The following is a 17,516-nucleotide window of genomic DNA, read 5'->3' as shown; positions in this document are numbered from 1 at the left end:
ATCACGCATGGCTGCTCTACTTCACCAGGTCAGCATCAAACAGAATCAGCTCAACCAGATCTTCAAAACCGATACCGGCAGCGGCGGCGGCCTTGGGCAACAGGCTGGTTGCTGTCATCCCCGGAATCGTATTGACTTCGATACAATAAAAGCTGTTATTCGCCATCATAAAATCAACCCGGGTGGCGCCTCTGCAGCCCAGCGCGCGGCAGGCGCGCAACGCGACAGCCTGAATCTCTCCGGCGATATCAGGAGCCAGGGGTGCCGGCACCAGGTAGCGGGTTGTGGTACTGACGTATTTGGCCTGGTAATCGTAAAATCCTCCCTGCGGGACAATCTGGATAATCGGCAACGCCTGATCATTCACCACCGATACGGTCAGCTCGTCGCCGTCAATAAACTCCTCCACCATCAGGGTGCCGTTGAGTTTGGCAGCTACTTCCAGACCCGCCTCCAGCTCTTCCCGGCTTCGCGCAATACAGATGCCGACCGTTGATCCCTCCTGGGAGGGCTTTACCACTATCGGCACCCGCCGACAGCGATTGGCCAGATCCTCAGGTGATTCCCCCGACCTGACATAATCAAACCCGGGGGTCGGCAACCCGTGATATACAAGCAGTTGCTTGGTGACAATCTTGTCCATGGCGATACTTGAAGACAGCACCCCGCTACCGCTGTAGGGAATCCGCATGACTTCAAGCAGCCCCTGGACCGTACCATCTTCTCCGCCCTGACCGTGCAGGGCAATAAAAGCAACATCGATTTCTGCGTCCAGCAGTTGCTGGGGCAACCGCTGATCAGGATCAATCAGCACGGCATCGTACCCACGCGCTAACAGGGCCTTCAGAGCCGCCTCTCCGGTACGCAGAGAAACCTCTCGTTCAGCCGACCAGCCGCCCGCCAGCACCCCGATCTTCTTTTTCTGCAGCTGTTCACGCGTCCAGCAACCCATCATAAGCCCTCAGAAGAACGAATTCTCGTAGCCAGCAGATCGCAGATCTGGTTGACATTGCCGGCACCCAGAGTAATGACCATATCGCCGGGCCGCACCAGCCCAGCAACCTGATCAGCCGCCGATTCAAGGGTTTCACAGTATTCAACTGCTTTGTGCCCATGTTCAACAATTCCGGTAACCAGCGCCTGGCTGCAGGCACCGGCGCGTGGCTCCTCACCGGCAGCATAGACGTCGGTCACGATCAGGATATCGGCGTCATAAAAAGCCGTCAGAAAATCAGCAAAAAGTGCTTCAGTACGGCTATAGCGATGGGGCTGGAAGACCGCAATAACGCGCTTGTCCCAGCCATTTTTAGCCGCTGCCAAGGTTGCCTTGATCTCTTCGGGATGATGGCCATAATCATCGATGATCATGATATCGCCGATCTGATGCCGCACTTCAAAACGACGCTGCAACCCGCCAAAATGGCGAAATCCACCGGCAACGGCACTGAACGGAATTTCCAGTTCATGAGCCACGGCAACCACCGCCAGGGCGTTTAGGACATTGTGACGCCCCGGCATGGAAAATGAGATCTGACCGAGCTCATGCCCCTGGAAAAATGCGCTGAAACTTGTCCGTCCCTGGCGATGCTTGATATCCTGGGCGTAAAAGTCAGCTTGACTGTTGAATCCGTAAGTTGAATAGCGCTTCTTCACCTCCGGCAAAATTGCCTGGATATTGCGGTCTTCCAGACAGAGAATAGCGCGCCCGTAAAAGGGCACTTTATTGATAAAATCCACGAATATCTGCTTGATTTCATCAATGCCGGAATAGTAGTCAAGATGATCGAGATCGATATTGGTTACCACGGCGATGGTAGGAGTCAGCAGCATAAAGGAACCATCCGATTCATCAGCCTCGGCAACCAGAAACTTGCCGCGTCCCAGCTTCGCATTAGAGCCGAAGGCATCAAGCTTGCCACCAATGACCGCTGTTGGATCAATGCCGGCATGGTGCAACACCACGGATGTCATGCTGGTTGTCGTGGTTTTGCCATGGGTGCCGGCAATAGCGATGCCATACTTCATCCGCATCAACTCTGCCAGCATTTCAGCCCGCGGAATGACGGCGATATGGCGCCGGTGGGCCTCGACGACTTCCGGGTTGTCGGTTTTAACCGCCGTTGAGGTCACCACCACATCAACCTCGACCAGATTTTCAGCGCGATGACCGATGACGACCTCGCCACCCAGGCTTGCCAGGCGACGGGTCGTGTCACTATCACGCAAGTCAGATCCCGAGACCCGGTAGCCAAGATTGAGCAGTAATTCGGCGATACCACTCATACCGATACCACCGATACCAACAAAGTGTATTTTACGGATCCGTCCGTACATCAGTGCGCCTCCGCCGGTGATAAAAAGGGGACAAGGTTGCGACATTCAGCGAGAATTTTTGCGGCTGCGTCAGGGCGCGCCAGGGAACGTCCCCGCATCGCCATCAACTGCAACTCTTCCCGATCTGCGAGCAGAATCCGCAATTCGGTTGCCAAACGCAGCGCGGTCAGATCCCGCTGCTGCAACACCACGGCGGCTCCCGCCTGCTCCAGGGTCCGGGCGTTGGCATTCTGGTGATCGCCTGTCGCGTGAGGAAAGGGAATCAGAATCGCCGGACGCCCGCATACCGTCAATTCTGCCAGGGTTGTCGCGCCGGCTCGACAGATCACCAGCGCCGAACCGGCATAGGCCCCTGCCATGTCATCAATAAAGGGAACGATGGTCGCGGCGGGATAACCAGCCTTTACATAAGCTGCCTTGACCATAGCAAAATCATCCTCACCGGTTTGGTGGAGGATCTGCGGCGGCTGCGGCCAGCGCAGCAGTTCCGGCAGGCAGGCAACCAGCGCCTCGTTGATGGCCCGGGCACCGCGACTGCCACCAAAGACCAGTACCTGTCCCGGCATCGGCAGCTCTTCCGGCATCTGATCAAAACCCCGGCGCAGAGGATTGCCGGTCAGTACGGTTTTGCTGTGCGGAAAACACGTCAGGGTATCGGGATAGGAGACACAGATTCGCGCAGCTCCCCTGGCAAGCAACTTGTTGCTCAGACCGGGAATGGCATTCTGCTCATGGATCAGATAAGGAACATGGAACATCTTTGCCGCCAGCAGCACCGGTACTGACGCATAACCACCAAAACCTACCACCAGATCCGGCTTGAACCTGCGCAGAATGCCCTGGGCCTGAATCAGGCTGCGGGTCAACTTAGGGATCAATTCGAGTTTGCCCTGCCAGCCGCGTCCGACAACCCCGACCATGTCTACCAACTCCAGAGGCAACTGCAGTTGTGGCAGAAGACGGTATTCAATGCCACGACTGGTGCCGACGAACAGAATCTGAGCCCCCGCCACTTCCTTGAGCAGCAATTGCCCTAAAGCCACCGCCGGGAACAGATGCCCGCCGGTGCCGCCACCGGCCAACAGCACTCTCATGACGACCTCCGCTGGTGGCTGGAAATATTCAACAAAATGCCCACCGCCAACAGATTGGTGACCAGGCTGGTGCCGCCATAGGAAATAAACGGCAGGGTCAATCCCTTGGTCGGCAACAATCCCATACATACCGCCATGTTGACAAAAGCCCCGAGTCCGATCAGCAGACTCAAACCAAAAGCGAGATTTCTGCCGAAGGGTTCCTGACATTGGAGTGCAATGCGAATACCACTGAGCACCAGCAGCAGAAACAGGGCGGCAACCACCAGCACCCCGATCATCCCCAATTCTTCACCGATGACGGAAAAGATAAAATCGGTGTGCGCCTCGGGCAGATAAAAGAGCTTCTGCTGGCCAACCCCGAGGCCTTCACCGGCCACCCCGCCTTTACCAAAAGCAACCAGACTCTGAATAATCTGGAAACCGCTATCATAAGGATCTGTCCAGGGATCCAGAAACGCCATGATCCGCCGGCGCCGATAATCGGAGTTCATCACCAGGTAGTAAAGCACCGGCAGAGACATCAGGACCGTCGGCAGGATGTACAACCAGCGCACACCGGCGACAATGAGCATGACCAGGGCTACTCCGGCAACAATCATTGAGCTGCCCAGATCCGGCTGTTTGAGCAATAAAAACAGCAGCACACCGAGGACAATCATGTAGGGCAGATATCCTTTGGTCAGGGATCTGACCTTCTCCTTTTTGCGCGTCAGGGAGTGGGCTAGATAGAGCACCAACGTCAACTTGACCAGTTCCGCCGGTTGCAGGGTCACCCCCGGCAAACGGATCCAGCGCACCGCCCCCCCGACCTTGACACCGATGCCGGGGACCAGCAACAGGGCCAGCAACCCCATACTGACCAGCAAACTGATAACCGCCAGTTTGCGCCAGTTTTCATAGTTGAAGTATGTGGCCAGGCACAACACCAAAAACCCGACCAATGTATAAGCCGCCTGGCGTTTGAGAAAATAGAAGCCATCGCCAAAACGCTCCGCCGCCATAATCGCTGACGATGAATAAACCATGACGACGCCAACACAGGTCAACGCCACGGTCATCAGCAGCATACTGGTATCAATGTTGCGTTGCAGGGTCATCGGGAGGCCTCCCCGGGACTGGAAAGGGACTTTACCAGTTCGGCAAAAACGTCTCCACGCTGTTCGTAGTTGGCGAACATATCAAAACTGGAACAGGCCGGTGACAACAGCACACTTCCCCCGCCCGGGGTCACTCGCCGTGCCGTATCAACAGCCGCACTCATACTGTCAACGCAGTGGATGGCACAGCACCCTGCCAGTTCTGCGCTCATCTTCCGACGTGCTTCACCGATCAGGATCAGATGCCTGACCTTTTTTTCAAGCAGCGGTCGCAGTGGTGCATAATCACCGCCCTTGTCCTTGCCGCCGGCAATCAGCGTGACCGGAGCCTCAAGCCCGGCCAGGCTTTTCACCACACTGCCAACGTTGGTGCCCTTGGAGTCGTTGTACCATTTCACTCCTGCCAGGGTACGCACCAGCTGCATGCGGTGGGGCAGTCCGCCAAAGTTGCAGATTGTCTTCCAGGCCAGGTCACCGGGACAGCCATGCAGCAGCGCAGCCGTCAGCGCGGCCATGGCATTCTCGACGTTGTGCTCACCGGACAGCCGCAGCGCTGACAGGTCAAAAGCATCCTGCGCCCCCTGCCAGTTCCATCGCAGTTGATGTCCTTGTCGAGTCATTCCAGCCACCTGCTGACCGGCGGCGGAGAACCACACCCTGGTCGCCTGAATACCGCCACACAGCTCGACGACCGCCTGATCATCGGCGTTGAGCACTGCCAGATCCGTTGCTGTCATGTTACTGAACATGTTGCGTTTGGCCGCATAATAACTGTGCAGATCAGGGTAACGATCAAGATGATCGGCACTCAAATTCAACAGCAAGGCTATGTGTGGACGAAAGCTGTCGATCGCTTCGAGTTGAAAGGATGAAAGTTCAATGACGGCCACCTGATACTGGTGTAACGCGGCATCAACAAATGGCGTCCCTAAGTTGCCACCGACAAAGACGTCTTGCCCCCAGGCCTGCATCACCTCACCGATCAGACTGGTGGTAGTCGACTTGCCATTGGTACCGGTCACAGCAATGATCGGAATGCTCAGTTCACGAGCAGCAATCTCAATTTCCCCCCATACCGGCACCCCGCAACTGATGGCGTGCCGCAATGCTTCATTGGTCAACGGCACCCCGGGACTGACAGCGATCAGATCGGCGGCGGCAAACAGGGTCAGGTCATGTCCCCCCAGATCATAATGAACCCGCAACCCGGCCAACGCAGGCAAGCTTCCCAGCTGCTCCAGCGAGCGCTGATCAGAAAGCACAACATCGGCACCACGAGCGATAAAAAAGCGCACCAGCGCCTGACCACTCAGGCCGGCGCCGACGACAATCACTCGCTGTTGCTGATCGTTTGTTTTCATCGTAGTTTCAGTGTCGATAGGGCAATCAATGCCAGAATGATGCTGATAATCCAGAAGCGCACAATGATCTTGGGTTCCGGCCAGCCTTTCAGTTCAAAATGGTGATGGATCGGTGCCATACGAAATACCCGCCTTCCCCAGTAGCGAAAAGACACCACCTGGACGATGACCGACAGCGCTTCGATGACAAAAATTCCGCCGACGATCACCAGGGCAAATTCGTTTTTAGTGATGACTGCGATGGTTCCCAGCGCACCTCCCAACGAGAGACTGCCGACATCCCCCATAAACACCTGTGCCGGGTAGGTATTGAACCACAAAAAACCCAGCCCCGCTCCGACCATCGCCCCGCACAGAATCGACAATTCCCCGGCACCCGGTACGCTGGTGATCTGCAGATACCCTGCCAGATTGACATTGCCGGCGACATAAGCCAGCAGCAAGAAGGTACCAGATGCAATAATCATCGGACCGATGGCCAGTCCGTCAAGCCCGTCAGTCAGGTTCACTGCGTTACTGGCCCCAACCATCACCAACATCGCAAAGGGAATGTAAAAGATTCCCAGGTCGGGACTGATGTTCTTGAAAAATGGAACGCTCAAATGGGTTTCCACCAGGCCACTGAAAAAAAGCAGCAATGCCGCCGCCGCCGCGATCAACAGCTGCCAGAACATCTTTTGCCGGGCCGAGATGCCGTCACTGTTTTTACGGACCACCTTCAGATAATCATCAACAAAACCGATGGCACCGTAACCGCTGGTCACCAGCAGACAGACCCAGATATACAGGTTGGTCAGGTCTGCCCACAACAAGGTCGGCAGGATAATGGCAATCAGGATCAGGGCTCCACCCATGGTGGGAGTCCCCTCCTTGACAAAGTGCGATTCCGGCCCGACCTTGCGGATTGTCTGGCCGACCTGCATGCGCTGCAAAGTGGCGATCAACCAGGGACCGAGCATAAACGAGATCATAAGCGCAGTAATGGTGGCGTAAATGGTTCTAAAAGTGATGTAGCGGAACACATAGAGAGCGGAAAAATCCGTATGCAATGGATAGAGCAGGTGATACAGCATCTGTTATCCCTTCCTTTGCGCGGAATCCGGCCCCGCCGATTTGAGTTCCTGCACCAGGCGATCGAGCTGAACGCCACGCGATCCCTTTACCAGCAAGCGGTCGCCGGTACGGTGACAATTCTTCATCAGCTCAATCGCTTCAGTGACATGGCCAACCTTGTAGATCTGTTCTTTACGCATCCCCCCCTTAAGCGCCCCGCTCTCGAGGTGATCACCATGCTGGCCGACCGCAATCAGCATATCGGCAACCTGCGCCACGCGTTCTCCCAGAGCCTGATGCAACACCTGGGCATCCTCTCCTAGTTCGAGCATATCTCCGAGAATAGCGATTTTCCTGCCTTGTCCCTTGAGCGCATTAAGGGCATCGAGTGCGGATCGAGCGGACAACGGGTTTGAGTTATAACTGTCGTCGAGCAGCATCCCTCCGCTTGGCAGGGGGAAGAGATTCATCCGCCCCTGAACCGGAACGAACTCCTCCAACCCGCCGACGATGTCCTCCAAAGACACATCCAGCTCAAGAGCCGCAGCGGTGGCGGCAAGAGCATTGTGAACGTTATGCATTCCCGGCACCGGCAGCCGTACCGGTCGACGCTGATCAGCACTCAAGAGTTCAAAACGAATGGCGCCTGGTTCAACAACAATATTTTCAGCGCGCACATCGGCCTGGGGGCTGAGGCCATAGGTTCTCTTTTTTACCCCATTAGCAACTGGCAGCCTGGCAACCCGCTCGTCATCAAGATTGATGATTGCCGTTCCCCCTTTGAGCCCGGCATAAAGCTCACCCTTGGCACGCGAAACGCCATCAAGACCGTGGAGGGTTTCAAGATGAGCTTCACCAACATTGGTAATCACTCCAATGGTTGGCTGGGCTATCTCGGTCAGGCGTTCGATCTCACCCAAAGCGCTGGTCCCCATTTCAATGACCGCCCATTGATGATTATTTTCGATCCTCAACAGGGTCAACGGCAAGCCGATCAGGTTGTTGAAATTGCCGAAGGTTTTAAGCCCGGGGGCGACCTTCGTCAAAATGCTCGCAAGCATTTCCTTGGTGGTGGTCTTACCGGCTGAACCAGTTATGGCGATCAGCGGACCCTGCAATTGAAAACGATACGCTGCGGCAATGTCACCCAGAGCTCGCAAGGTGTCGGCTACCCTTACCACCGGCACATTCAAACCCTCTACAATTTCTTCACTTAAGCAGGCAGCGGCGCCATTTTTAACCGCCTGGCTGAGATAATCATGACCATCAAAACGCCCGCCCCGTAACGGAACAAACAATGCTCCCGGAAGCATGTTGCGACTATCGGTGGACACCCCGGTCAGTTCGCAATTCATCTTGCGACCACAGAACTCGCCACCAACAATCCGCACGATCCGTTCGAGATCAAACATCGGTCCGGCCTCCAGGATTGCGGGCCGCGCAGGCTTGAGCAAACGCCCGCTGCAGCTCTTCACGGTCATCAAAATGAATCTTCGTCGTCCCAAGAATCTGATAATCCTCATGCCCCTTGCCGGCGACCAGCAGCAGGTCACCTTTACCGGCCAAACCGGCGGCATAGTTGATAGCCGTGCGGCGGTCCGGAATCACGACAAAGCCCCTGCTGTTGCTATCAGCCGTGTCCGGATCAAGCTCGCGGCCACCCGCCGCCAGGGCCCCGGCACGAATCTGGTTAAGAATAGCGAGGGGATCTTCCGTGCGTGGATTGTCAGAGGTAAAAATAGCCAGGTCTGAATAGCTGACTGCCGCTGCCGCCATCAATGGACGCTTACCCGGATCCCTGTCACCTCCACAACCGACAACGGTATAAAGGCGCTGATGTTCAAGTCCGGAAAGGGTTTTCAGCACTTGTTCCAGCGCATCGCCGGTATGAGCATAATCAACCAGTGCCAGCACGCCACCGTCATTGCCAACGCGCTCAAGTCGTCCCGGCACCTGGGGTGCAGCACCAACTCCAGCGGCAATCTGCTCATTGCTGATGTTCAGTTGCTGGGCAACGGCTACCGCCGCCAGCAGATTGCTGAGATTAAATGCTCCGATCATCGGACTGTCGATCTGCACATCCCCGTGGCGACCGGCAAAAACCCCATGGATCCCATTACGCCCGATCGCCACTTGACGCGGATGGAGACTGCAGGAGGGCTGTCTGCCAAAGGTCAGTGCCGCCGGAATATCGGCCAGCAGGCGCCGACCATAAGGATCGTCAGCATTGATCAAGGCAACCCCGGTGCCGAGCAGTTCGGTAAACAGCCGTCTCTTGCTGGCAAAATAGTGTTCCAGGCCGGCATGGTAGTCGAGATGATCCTGGGTCAGATTGGTAAAGACGGCGATATCAAAAGTGAGGCCATCAGCGCGGTGCTGTTCCAGAGCGTGGGATGACACCTCCATCACCAGGGCATTGGCACCATGGCGCCGGAAGTCAGCCAGCATCCGCATCAATTCCAACGATTCCGGCGTGGTATGGGTTGCCTCAAAACGCAAGGTGTCTGCCAGACGATAATCAACGGTTCCGAAAACTGCCGGGGCATAGCCGGCGTTCCTGAGGATTGCTTCAATCAGGTAGGTAATGGTGGTTTTGCCGTTGGTTCCGGTGATACCGATCACCGGAATCCCCCTGCCGGGATAGCCATAATAGTGCGCTGCAGCCCGAGCCATGGCGCGACGGACGTTATCAACCTGAACAAGGCAGCAACCTGCCACCGGCTCCAGCCCGGCAAAAGAATCGGCGACAACGGCAACAGCACCGGCTGCAATGGCATCAGAGATATAGCTGCGCCCGTCAGCTTTGCTGCCCGGCAGGGCAAAAAAAACAGCCCCCGCAGTCACCTGACGTGAATCACATACCAGCGCACAAATTTCCACCGCGGTTGAACCCTCAACCGCAACGGGACTAATGGCACCCAGCAATTCACACAACTGTATCAACGTATCCTCCGCAGATTCATTTTCAGGCGCCAAAACGGACCCAGGCTTCCTTGCCATAAGGAATCGACTGTCCGGCACGGGGGTATTGTTCAACTGCCCGCCCACTGCCCGTCAACTTCAGGTTCAGACCCTGCTGTTCCATCGCCTGCAGTACCTGGCGATAGTTCATGCCACGAAAGTCCGGCATAACCAGCCCCTCCTTCGGGGTTCTGTTCGGCAACAAGTCAGCCAGGTCAGGCAAAGGCTCAGCGGCTACAGGAACAACGGGCAAGGTTGCTACCTGGCTATCCGGTAAAATATTCAAGTGATTTAATGCCTGCGCTGCCACCCGGGAAAAAACCGGAGCGGCAACCTGCCCGCCATAGACTGATCCCTGTGGTTCATCGACGGTCACGGCAATAACCAGCGCCGGATTTTCTGCCGGCACAAAGCCGATAAATGAAGCAATCCGCTTATCGATAGAATAGCCTCCGGTTACCGTATCAACCTTCTGAGCCGTCCCGGTTTTGCCTGCAACCTGAAAACCCGGGACAGCACCCCTGGCACCCGTACCTCCTGGTTCGGTTACTGCGACCATCATCCGGCGCACCTGCGCCGCAGTCTTTTCCGAAATAACCCGATGACGCACTTCCGGCAGGCGCCGCTGCACCACCTGATGATCAGCATCGGTGACTGTTTCTACCAGGTAGGGCTCCATCAGGAGACCACCATTAGCGATAACAGCCATCGCTGCAGCCATCTGGATGGGAGTAACGCTGATGCCCTGACCAAAAGAAATTGCTGCCAGGTCAATTTCAAACCAGCGGGTCGGCGGGCGGATGAGCCCACCCACCTCACCGGGAAAATCGACACCGGTTTTGGAACCGAAGCCGAAGGCCTGCAGATAGTGGTAATAACGATCGCGCTCAAGTTCCTTGCCAAGCTTGACAAAGCCGATGTTACTGCTGAACTTCAACATCTCTTTCAGGGTCAGGTGGCCATGCTTACGCGCGTCACGGACAACGCTGCCGCCAACTGAATAGCGTCCCTGTTCACAATAAACGGTCTGCTCGGGAGTCATCAGCCCCTCTTCGAGAATCCCGGCAAGCAAGAAGGGTTTGAAGGTCGAGCCGGGCTCATAGACATCGCAAATGGCCCGGTTGCGACGCTCATCTGCCTGGTATCGACCGGCCAGATTGGGATTGAAGTCAGGCCAGCTGGCCAACGCCAGAATCCGCCCACTGGCTGGTTCAAGCATCACCAGGGTGCCACCGATAGCTTCACTTTCACGCACCACCCGCGCCAGCTCTTTCTCGGCAATATATTGCAACGAGCGGTCAAGGGTCAGTTGCAGATTATGCCCGCTTGCGCCCGCCCGGATTGGTTCTTCGGTGCTTGCCAGACCACGACCGCGGGCATCCTTGGTCGATACCAGCAACTCCGGCTCTCCCTGCAACAAACGATCATATTCCAGCTCGATCCCCTCCAGTCCACGGGGATCAAGACCGGTAAAACCCACCACATGGGCCCCAATCGCCGACTGGGGGTAATAGCGCTTACGTTCGCTGACAAACGCCAGCCCGGGGATTCTGAGCTGACGCACGGCGTCGGCGACCTCCGGATCCATCATCCGCTGGAGCCAGACAAAACGCCGACCTTCAGAAGAGAGGGCTTTAACTAAATCAGGCCGGGAGATTTCCAACAGTGGCGCGAGCTTTTTCGCCGTGGCAGCGGGATCCTGAATCATCACCGGATCAGCGTAGAGGGAATCGACCTCAAGACTGAGGGCCAGAGGACTGCCGTTACGATCAACAATGGTGCCCCGGCGCGGCGCGAGTTTGATAACATGGTGCCGTTGCTGGTCAGCTCGAGCCTGCAATTCAGGGGCTTCAACCACCTGCAATTGATATGCGCGCGCAGCAATAACACAAAAAGCCAGAATGAACAGCAGTCCAAAAATCCGGATGCGTATCTGTCCTGTCTCATGTGTCATGATCCGTATTACTCCACTCGAACGATCTGGCCCGGCACAGGATCGCGCAGGCCCAATTCATTTCTTGCCAGGGTTTCGATGCGCTCATCGCGCGAGAGAAAGGCCACCTCTAGAGAAAGCTCTTTGACCTGCTGGTTTTGTGTCCGCAGGTCCCGTTCGAGCCGTGAAATATCATATTCCAGGCTAATGGCATGGATCCGCGACCAGACAAACAGCAGCGCCAACAGCGACATCAGGACAATCACCACCAACATCGGGCTTAAACGCGGACGGGACAGAGCAAAACCACTGATTTTAATTCGGGTTTGAGAAATCACTTGGGGCATGGCTAACCTCTTGGCTGACAACGTTTAACCACCCGCAAAATGGCGCTGCGCGAGCGTTGATTCATTTCAATTTCACCAGCTGATGCCTTGATGCCCTTGCGCGTCAACAACTCCACATCGGGCTGATGCCGGCACTGACACACCGGCAGTCGCGGTGGGCAGATACACCCTTGCGCGCGGGCACGAAACAGCTGCTTGACAATCCGATCTTCAAGCGAATGAAAACTGATCACGACCAGTCGCCCCCCGGGCTTGAGCAGGTCGATAGCGGCATCCACGCCGCGCCTGACCTGACCGAGTTCGTCATTCACATATATCCGTAACGCCTGAAATACTCTGGTCGCTGGATGGATACGATCGGGACGGTAACCACCAGGGACAGCATCACGCACCAGATCTGCCAACTGAATGGTAGTGGCAATCGGCTGCTGTTGACGCTGGGCAACAATCCTGGCGGCGATCCGGCGGCTGTAACGCTCTTCCCCAAGGTCAAAGAACAGCTGGCGCAACGGCGCCTCTTCGAGTTGATTGACAACCTCAGCGGCAGTCATCCCGGTCTGAGGATTCATGCGCATATCCAGCGGGGCCTCATGCCTGAAAGAAAAACCCCGTGCAGGCGTATCAAGTTGATGAGAGGAGACCCCGAGGTCGAGAAGCATGCCATCGAGGCCGGCAATCCCCAGCTGTGTTAACAGCGCCGCCGCCTTATCAAATTCAGCGTGATGGAGACTGACGCGGTCACCGTAGGGTGCCAGGATCTTGGCGGCATTAGCCAGAGCGGCGGGATCGCGGTCAATACCGATCAAGCGGCTGTCCGGCGCCCGGTCAAGAATCAATCGTGCATGTCCGGCGCCGCCCAGGGTGCCATCAAGGAAAACCCCGCCAGGCTGTGGATCTAGCCAATGGACAACCTCTTCAGGCAATACCGGCAGGTGCGAATAGGACTCGGCTGCCATCAGAAACCCAGATCCGCTTGCCCCTGCGCATCGTCGTTAAGCAACGCTTCCGACTCGGCAACAATCAGAGCATGAGCCTGCTGACTCCAGATCTCAATTTTTTCGAACATGCCGATAACCACTGCTTCCTTGTCGAGTCCGGCATGCTCACGCAAGGACTGGGGAACTTGAATGCGCCCCTGGGCATTAAATTGACACTCGCGGGCCGGGGCAATCCGATTACGCAGATTTGCCTCCCGCATCGGCCCAGGCTGCATGGCGAGAACCTTGGCGCAGATTTCATCCCAACGTTTGTGCGGATAAGCAACCAGGCCGTTTTTGTAGCGTGTCACTACCAGGCCGTCACTATCGTAATCCTGACGCAGATGGTCCCTGAACGGCGCCGGAATACTGACCCGTCCTTTGAGATCGATACTGACATTAAACTCGCCGGAAAACCTCACATGACACCTCTTGACACTATTTGACACTAAGTTTAGAAAATATAACGGTGGGCTCCTGAAGTGTCAAGGGAAAATCTGTATACAGGGCGTCCGGGGGAAAAAGAAAAGTATTGCTAAGACAAGGACTTGGACAAAGCGGATGATAAAATCCCTGAACAGGGAGAGAACTAGCTAATTTTTATGGGCTATTAAGTTATCGTGGTGGTTGCGGTAATGGCGGCGCAATAAAAATTTCAATCTCTTCTATTCTTCTTTCTTCCATCCGTCTGACACGGAAACGAATCCCCCCCTCCTCAAAGGTGTCCCCTTCGGCGGGAATGCTGCCACTGAGCTGAAAAATATGACCAGCCAGGGTGGTGACCTGCTCTTCGGGAAGCTCAAGCCCCAGACGCTTGTTGACTTCCCTCAGGGGCATGGCGGCATCAATCAGGTAATGGCCGGGGGCCACTTCCCTGAATTCTACTTCGGCAATATCATATTCATCATTGATATCACCAATGACCTCCTCTACGACATCCTCAAGGGTGACGATCCCTTCCATGCCGCCATACTCATCGACAACGATGGCCAAATGTTCTCGCATTTTCAAAAAATTCTGCAGCAGCACGCCAATGCGTTTTGACTCCGGCACATAGTAGGGTTTGCGACAAGCACTCTCGAAGGAGAAATCAGTCGGATTCTGGCTATAGGCCAGAACATTTTTTGAGTGCAGGACTCCGACAATATTATCGAGGTTCTCGTGATACACCGGGAACCGCGAGTGCCGCGCCTGCCGTACCGCCTCCAGAACCTCTTCATACGACGCTGTGGCAGCAATACCGACAACTTCTGTGCGCGGAATCATGACATCGCGTACCCGGGTTTCGGACAATTCAAAAATTCCGTGGAGCATCCGCCGCTGTTCGGCTGCGACGACTCCCGACTCTTCACCGGCCTCAATCAACGCCTTGATACCATCCTCCGAGACATGGAGTCCTTCGGCCTGATGTTTGCGCAAAAAACTGGTTAACAGCCTGGATGTGCCCGCAACCACGCGAATAACCGGGGCCAGGATAAACAGAAACCCGCGCATTGGCCGCAGCACAATAAAGGAAAATCGCTCCGGGTACTGTGCCGCAAGGGTTTTGGGGCAGACTTCAGAAAAAATCAACAGAATCGGTGTCAGGATCAAAATGGTCAGCCATTCACCCTGATCACCGAACAGACTGACAAACAGTCCGGCGGCAATAACAGACGAAGCGATATTGACCAGGTTATTACCAACCAGCACACCACTCAAGGTACGATCAGGATGATCCACCAGATCAGCCAACCTGTCGGCACCGGGATGCTGCTTTTGCTGCAGCAAACGCAAGCGTAAGCGATCGAGGGAGGTAAAGGCAGTTTCAGAGCCGGAAAAAAAGCCCGACAGAAGAAGGAGAAAAAACAGCGCCAGAACGCGCCAGGTTGTTTCATCCATCGAAAGTTATCCTCTTTTTTTGCATGGTACCGTTACTCAGTTCTCTACAACAGGAGAAGTTCTTGCATTAGTTTAATCGAATCCGCATGATACGGATGAAATAACAACATCCGGGCACTATTTACAAGGATAAAATCATGACCACCGCTCTCACCGACCAGATTCGTGAACAGCATAAGCACCTGTGTCAACAGCTGCACTTTCATAATTACCGTTATCACGCCCTGGATACTCCGGAAATAAGTGATTCGGAATATGACCAGCTCATGCAACAGCTGCTGCAACTGGAAAGAGAGCACCCCGCACTTATTACTCCGACATCACCATCCCAGCGTGTCGGTAGCGCCCCATTGGACAAATTTGCCCCGGCCGTTCACGGCGAACCCATGCTGTCGCTGGAAAATGCCTTTAACAGTGATGATCTGATCGCTTTTGATGCGCGAATCAAACGTTTTTTAGCCACCGCGGCAGACATCGAATACCTGTGCGAACCAAAACTGGATGGGGTAGCCGTCGCCCTGAGCTACGAAAACGGCCTGTTGATCCGCGCCGCAACCCGGGGCGATGGCACGACCGGTGAGGACATCACTCAGAATGTCCGCACCATCAGAAGCGTTCCGTTACAATTGCAGAATGATTTTCCTGCTCTGATTGAGGTGCGTGGTGAAATCTATATCGATCTTGCTGACTTTCGGCGGCTCAATCAGCTACGCCGCGACGCTGGAGAAACCCCTTTTGCCAATCCCCGCAATCTGGCCGCCGGCAGTCTGCGCCAACTCGACCCTCGCCTGACGGCAGAACGACCATTAAAAATCAGCTGTTATGGAATCGGCAAGCTGACCGGCCAGGCACCACAAACCCATCAGCAACTGCTTGACGATCTGGCCCGCTGGGGTCTTCAGGTCAATCTTGCCGAAACCCGCTGCGTTGCCGACATCCACGCGGTCATACATCGTTATCAGCGATTGCTTGAACGCCGCGAGCACCTTGAGTATGAAATCGACGGCATGGTGGTCAAGGTCAATCACCGCAACCTGCAGGAGGAACTCGGCGTAAAAAGCCGTACCCCGCGTTGGGCCATCGCCTGCAAATTCCCCCCCCGCCAGGCAGAGACAGTCCTTGAATCAGTGCGGCTACAGGTCGGTCGTACCGGCGCTGTGACCCCCGTTGCCAACCTTATCCCGGTCAATGTCGGCGGGGTTAACGTTTCCAGCGCCAGCCTGCACAACTGGGACGAAATTGAGCGTCTGGATGCCCATATTGGCGATACTGTTATTGTTGAGCGGGCCGGAGATGTCATTCCGGCGATCGTGCGGGTAGTCAAAGATAAAAGAACAGGTACTGAGCAAGCGATACCACGGCCAACCCAGTGCCCGGTCTGCAATTCCCCCCTGGTTCAGGAAGATGACGAGGTAGTACCGCGCTGTCAGGGGATCAACTGTCCGGCGCGGCTCAAAGAATCCCTCAAGCACTTCTGCTCACGTGGGGGCATGGATATTCAGGGAATGGGTGGTCGTTATATCGATCAGCTGCTGCGCCTGCAACTGGTAACCAGCATTGCCGACCTGTATCGTTTGAGAAAAGAGGATCTCTTCTTGTTTGAGCGCATGGGGGGCAAACTTGCTGAAAAGCTGCTGACAGCGATTGACCGAAGCAAAAATCGCCCTCTGGCCAACCTCATCTATGCCCTCGGAATCCGCCATGTCGGCAGCCACACCGCGCGGTTGCTGGCGCTGCAGTTTGGCAGCCTTGACAAACTTGCCGCTGCGGACTATGAAACGCTCATCGCCATCCATGAAATCGGACCTCAGGTTGCCGATAGTATAATTAACTTTTTTGCCACCGAAAAAAACCGTGCGGTGCTCACCGATTTAAAAGAACTGGGCGTCGTACCTCCGGTCGCAAATCGACAACCGGCCGGCAAACGTCTGGAAGGGCAAACTATCGTCTTTACCGGTAGTCTGGAACGCTTTAGCCGTAAAGAAGGTGAAGATCTGGTTATGCAGCAGGGGGGACGCGCCAGTGGCTCGGTCAGCGGCAAGACCGACTATGTCGTTGCCGGTCCCGGCGCCGGCAGCAAGCTGGACAAGGCCAGGAGTCTAGGGGTCGCGGTACTGACCGAGGAGGAGTTTCTTGAGCTGATTGCAACAGGGAGCAAATCATGACCACTGTCAGGGCAAAAGTGCGAATCAGCGGTCGCGTACAGGGGGTCTGGTTTCGTCAAAGCACCAGGGGAAAAGCTGCCGAACTCGGCGTCACCGGCTGGGTCCGTAACTGTCCCGATGGCTGTGTCGAGGCGGTTTTTGAAGGTCATCATATGATTGTCAATGCAATCATCGAATGGTGTCGACAGGGGCCGCAGATGGCACGGGTCGACCATGTCGCTATTGAATGGCTTGATACTGTTGCGGGTTTCAGCACCTTTGAGATACGCGCGTAAAACGTTGAACCTGCTTTCGCAGGAAAGGAATCACC

General features: G+C 55.6%; 15 protein-coding genes. 2 read left to right on the top strand and 13 right to left on the bottom strand.

Annotated elements, in window-relative coordinates:
• Window positions 1-16 precede the first annotated feature (16 nt).
• The 13 genes from AC1931_RS12115 to AC1931_RS12055 all read right to left on the bottom strand — a co-directional run bounded on the left by AC1931_RS12115 (window position 17) and on the right by AC1931_RS12055 (window position 15,041).
• Complete coding sequence (locus AC1931_RS12115; RefSeq protein WP_483877531.1) at window positions 17-955, bottom strand: D-alanine--D-alanine ligase; 939 nt, start codon at window positions 953-955, stop codon at window positions 17-19.
• Entirely contained in the window at window positions 952-2,334 is a 1,383-nt protein-coding gene (gene murC / locus AC1931_RS12110; RefSeq protein WP_483877530.1) for a UDP-N-acetylmuramate--L-alanine ligase, read from the bottom strand. The genes AC1931_RS12115 and murC overlap by 4 nt, the downstream gene beginning before the upstream one ends.
• Window positions 2,334-3,428 carry an undecaprenyldiphospho-muramoylpentapeptide beta-N-acetylglucosaminyltransferase gene (gene murG, locus AC1931_RS12105; protein ID WP_483877529.1) on the bottom strand — a complete coding sequence of 365 codons (1,095 nt, stop codon included), beginning with the start codon at window positions 3,426-3,428 and terminating at the stop codon, window positions 2,334-2,336. The genes murC and murG overlap by 1 nt, the downstream gene beginning before the upstream one ends.
• A complete protein-coding gene (gene ftsW, locus AC1931_RS12100; RefSeq protein WP_483877528.1) occupies window positions 3,425-4,528 on the bottom strand; it encodes a putative lipid II flippase FtsW in 1,104 nt (367 codons plus the stop codon). Before ftsW ends, murG begins: the two co-directional genes overlap by 4 nt.
• Window positions 4,525-5,889: a UDP-N-acetylmuramoyl-L-alanine--D-glutamate ligase gene (murD, locus tag AC1931_RS12095; RefSeq protein ID WP_483877527.1), complete on the bottom strand. Its 1,365-nt coding sequence runs from the start codon at window positions 5,887-5,889 to the stop codon at window positions 4,525-4,527. Before murD ends, ftsW begins: the two co-directional genes overlap by 4 nt.
• Complete coding sequence (mraY, locus tag AC1931_RS12090; protein ID WP_483877526.1) at window positions 5,886-6,962, bottom strand: phospho-N-acetylmuramoyl-pentapeptide-transferase; 1,077 nt, start codon at window positions 6,960-6,962, stop codon at window positions 5,886-5,888. The genes murD and mraY overlap by 4 nt, the downstream gene beginning before the upstream one ends.
• A gap of 3 nt (window positions 6,963-6,965) precedes the next feature.
• A complete protein-coding gene (locus AC1931_RS12085) occupies window positions 6,966-8,354 on the bottom strand; it encodes a UDP-N-acetylmuramoyl-tripeptide--D-alanyl-D-alanine ligase (protein WP_483877525.1) in 1,389 nt (462 codons plus the stop codon).
• Window positions 8,347-9,882: a UDP-N-acetylmuramoyl-L-alanyl-D-glutamate--2,6-diaminopimelate ligase gene (locus AC1931_RS12080; RefSeq protein ID WP_483877608.1), complete on the bottom strand. Its 1,536-nt coding sequence runs from the start codon at window positions 9,880-9,882 to the stop codon at window positions 8,347-8,349. Before AC1931_RS12080 ends, AC1931_RS12085 begins: the two co-directional genes overlap by 8 nt.
• A gap of 25 nt (window positions 9,883-9,907) precedes the next feature.
• Window positions 9,908-11,857 (bottom strand): penicillin-binding protein, encoded by a 1,950-nt coding sequence (locus AC1931_RS12075; protein WP_483877524.1) that lies wholly within the window; start codon window positions 11,855-11,857, stop codon window positions 9,908-9,910.
• A gap of 8 nt (window positions 11,858-11,865) precedes the next feature.
• Window positions 11,866-12,183 (bottom strand): cell division protein FtsL, encoded by a 318-nt coding sequence (gene ftsL / locus AC1931_RS12070; protein WP_483877523.1) that lies wholly within the window; start codon window positions 12,181-12,183, stop codon window positions 11,866-11,868.
• 2 nt (window positions 12,184-12,185) lie between these two features.
• Window positions 12,186-13,139, bottom strand: coding sequence for a 16S rRNA (cytosine(1402)-N(4))-methyltransferase RsmH (rsmH, locus tag AC1931_RS12065; RefSeq protein ID WP_483877522.1), 954 nt, complete (start codon window positions 13,137-13,139; stop codon window positions 12,186-12,188).
• The gene (locus AC1931_RS12060) at window positions 13,139-13,582 is read right to left on the bottom strand and encodes a division/cell wall cluster transcriptional repressor MraZ (protein ID WP_483877521.1); all 444 of its coding nucleotides are present in this window, start codon (window positions 13,580-13,582) and stop codon (window positions 13,139-13,141) included. The genes rsmH and AC1931_RS12060 overlap by 1 nt, the downstream gene beginning before the upstream one ends.
• 193 nt (window positions 13,583-13,775) lie before the next feature.
• Window positions 13,776-15,041: an HlyC/CorC family transporter gene (locus AC1931_RS12055; protein ID WP_483877520.1), complete on the bottom strand. Its 1,266-nt coding sequence runs from the start codon at window positions 15,039-15,041 to the stop codon at window positions 13,776-13,778.
• Between the two features lie 137 nt (window positions 15,042-15,178).
• Here AC1931_RS12055 and ligA point away from each other — a divergent pair, with 137 nt between their 5' ends.
• Both ligA and AC1931_RS12045 read left to right on the top strand, forming a co-directional pair.
• On the top strand, window positions 15,179-17,206 hold the full coding sequence (gene ligA, locus AC1931_RS12050) for an NAD-dependent DNA ligase LigA (RefSeq protein WP_483877519.1): 2,028 nt from the start codon (window positions 15,179-15,181) through the stop codon (window positions 17,204-17,206).
• Window positions 17,203-17,481: an acylphosphatase gene (locus AC1931_RS12045; protein WP_483877518.1), complete on the top strand. Its 279-nt coding sequence runs from the start codon at window positions 17,203-17,205 to the stop codon at window positions 17,479-17,481. The genes ligA and AC1931_RS12045 overlap by 4 nt, the downstream gene beginning before the upstream one ends.
• Window positions 17,482-17,516 lie beyond the last annotated feature (35 nt).

Source organism: Pelovirga sp. C15f (genome assembly GCF_057178085.1).
This window is presented reverse-complemented; position numbering and strand designations above follow the sequence as displayed.

Bases quoted from the DNA above. Each gene is read 5' to 3' on its own strand.
- AC1931_RS12115 (WP_483877531.1), bottom strand. From the start codon at position 955: ATGATGGGTTGCTGGACGCGTGAACAGCTGCAGAAAAAGAAGATCGGG.
- murC (WP_483877530.1), bottom strand. From the start codon at position 2,334: ATGTACGGACGGATCCGTAAAATACACTTTGTTGGTATCGGTGGTATC.
- murG (WP_483877529.1), bottom strand. From the start codon at position 3,428: ATGAGAGTGCTGTTGGCCGGTGGCGGCACCGGCGGGCATCTGTTCCCG.
- ftsW (WP_483877528.1), bottom strand. From the start codon at position 4,528: ATGACCCTGCAACGCAACATTGATACCAGTATGCTGCTGATGACCGTG.
- murD (WP_483877527.1), bottom strand. From the start codon at position 5,889: ATGAAAACAAACGATCAGCAACAGCGAGTGATTGTCGTCGGCGCCGGC.
- mraY (WP_483877526.1), bottom strand. From the start codon at position 6,962: ATGCTGTATCACCTGCTCTATCCATTGCATACGGATTTTTCCGCTCTC.
- AC1931_RS12085 (WP_483877525.1), bottom strand. From the start codon at position 8,354: ATGTTTGATCTCGAACGGATCGTGCGGATTGTTGGTGGCGAGTTCTGT.
- AC1931_RS12075 (WP_483877524.1), bottom strand. From the start codon at position 11,857: ATGACACATGAGACAGGACAGATACGCATCCGGATTTTTGGACTGCTG.
- ftsL (WP_483877523.1), bottom strand. From the start codon at position 12,183: ATGCCCCAAGTGATTTCTCAAACCCGAATTAAAATCAGTGGTTTTGCT.
- rsmH (WP_483877522.1), bottom strand. From the start codon at position 13,139: ATGGCAGCCGAGTCCTATTCGCACCTGCCGGTATTGCCTGAAGAGGTT.
- AC1931_RS12055 (WP_483877520.1), bottom strand. From the start codon at position 15,041: ATGGATGAAACAACCTGGCGCGTTCTGGCGCTGTTTTTTCTCCTTCTT.
- ligA (WP_483877519.1), top strand. From the start codon at position 15,179: ATGACCACCGCTCTCACCGACCAGATTCGTGAACAGCATAAGCACCTG.
- AC1931_RS12045 (WP_483877518.1), top strand. From the start codon at position 17,203: ATGACCACTGTCAGGGCAAAAGTGCGAATCAGCGGTCGCGTACAGGGG.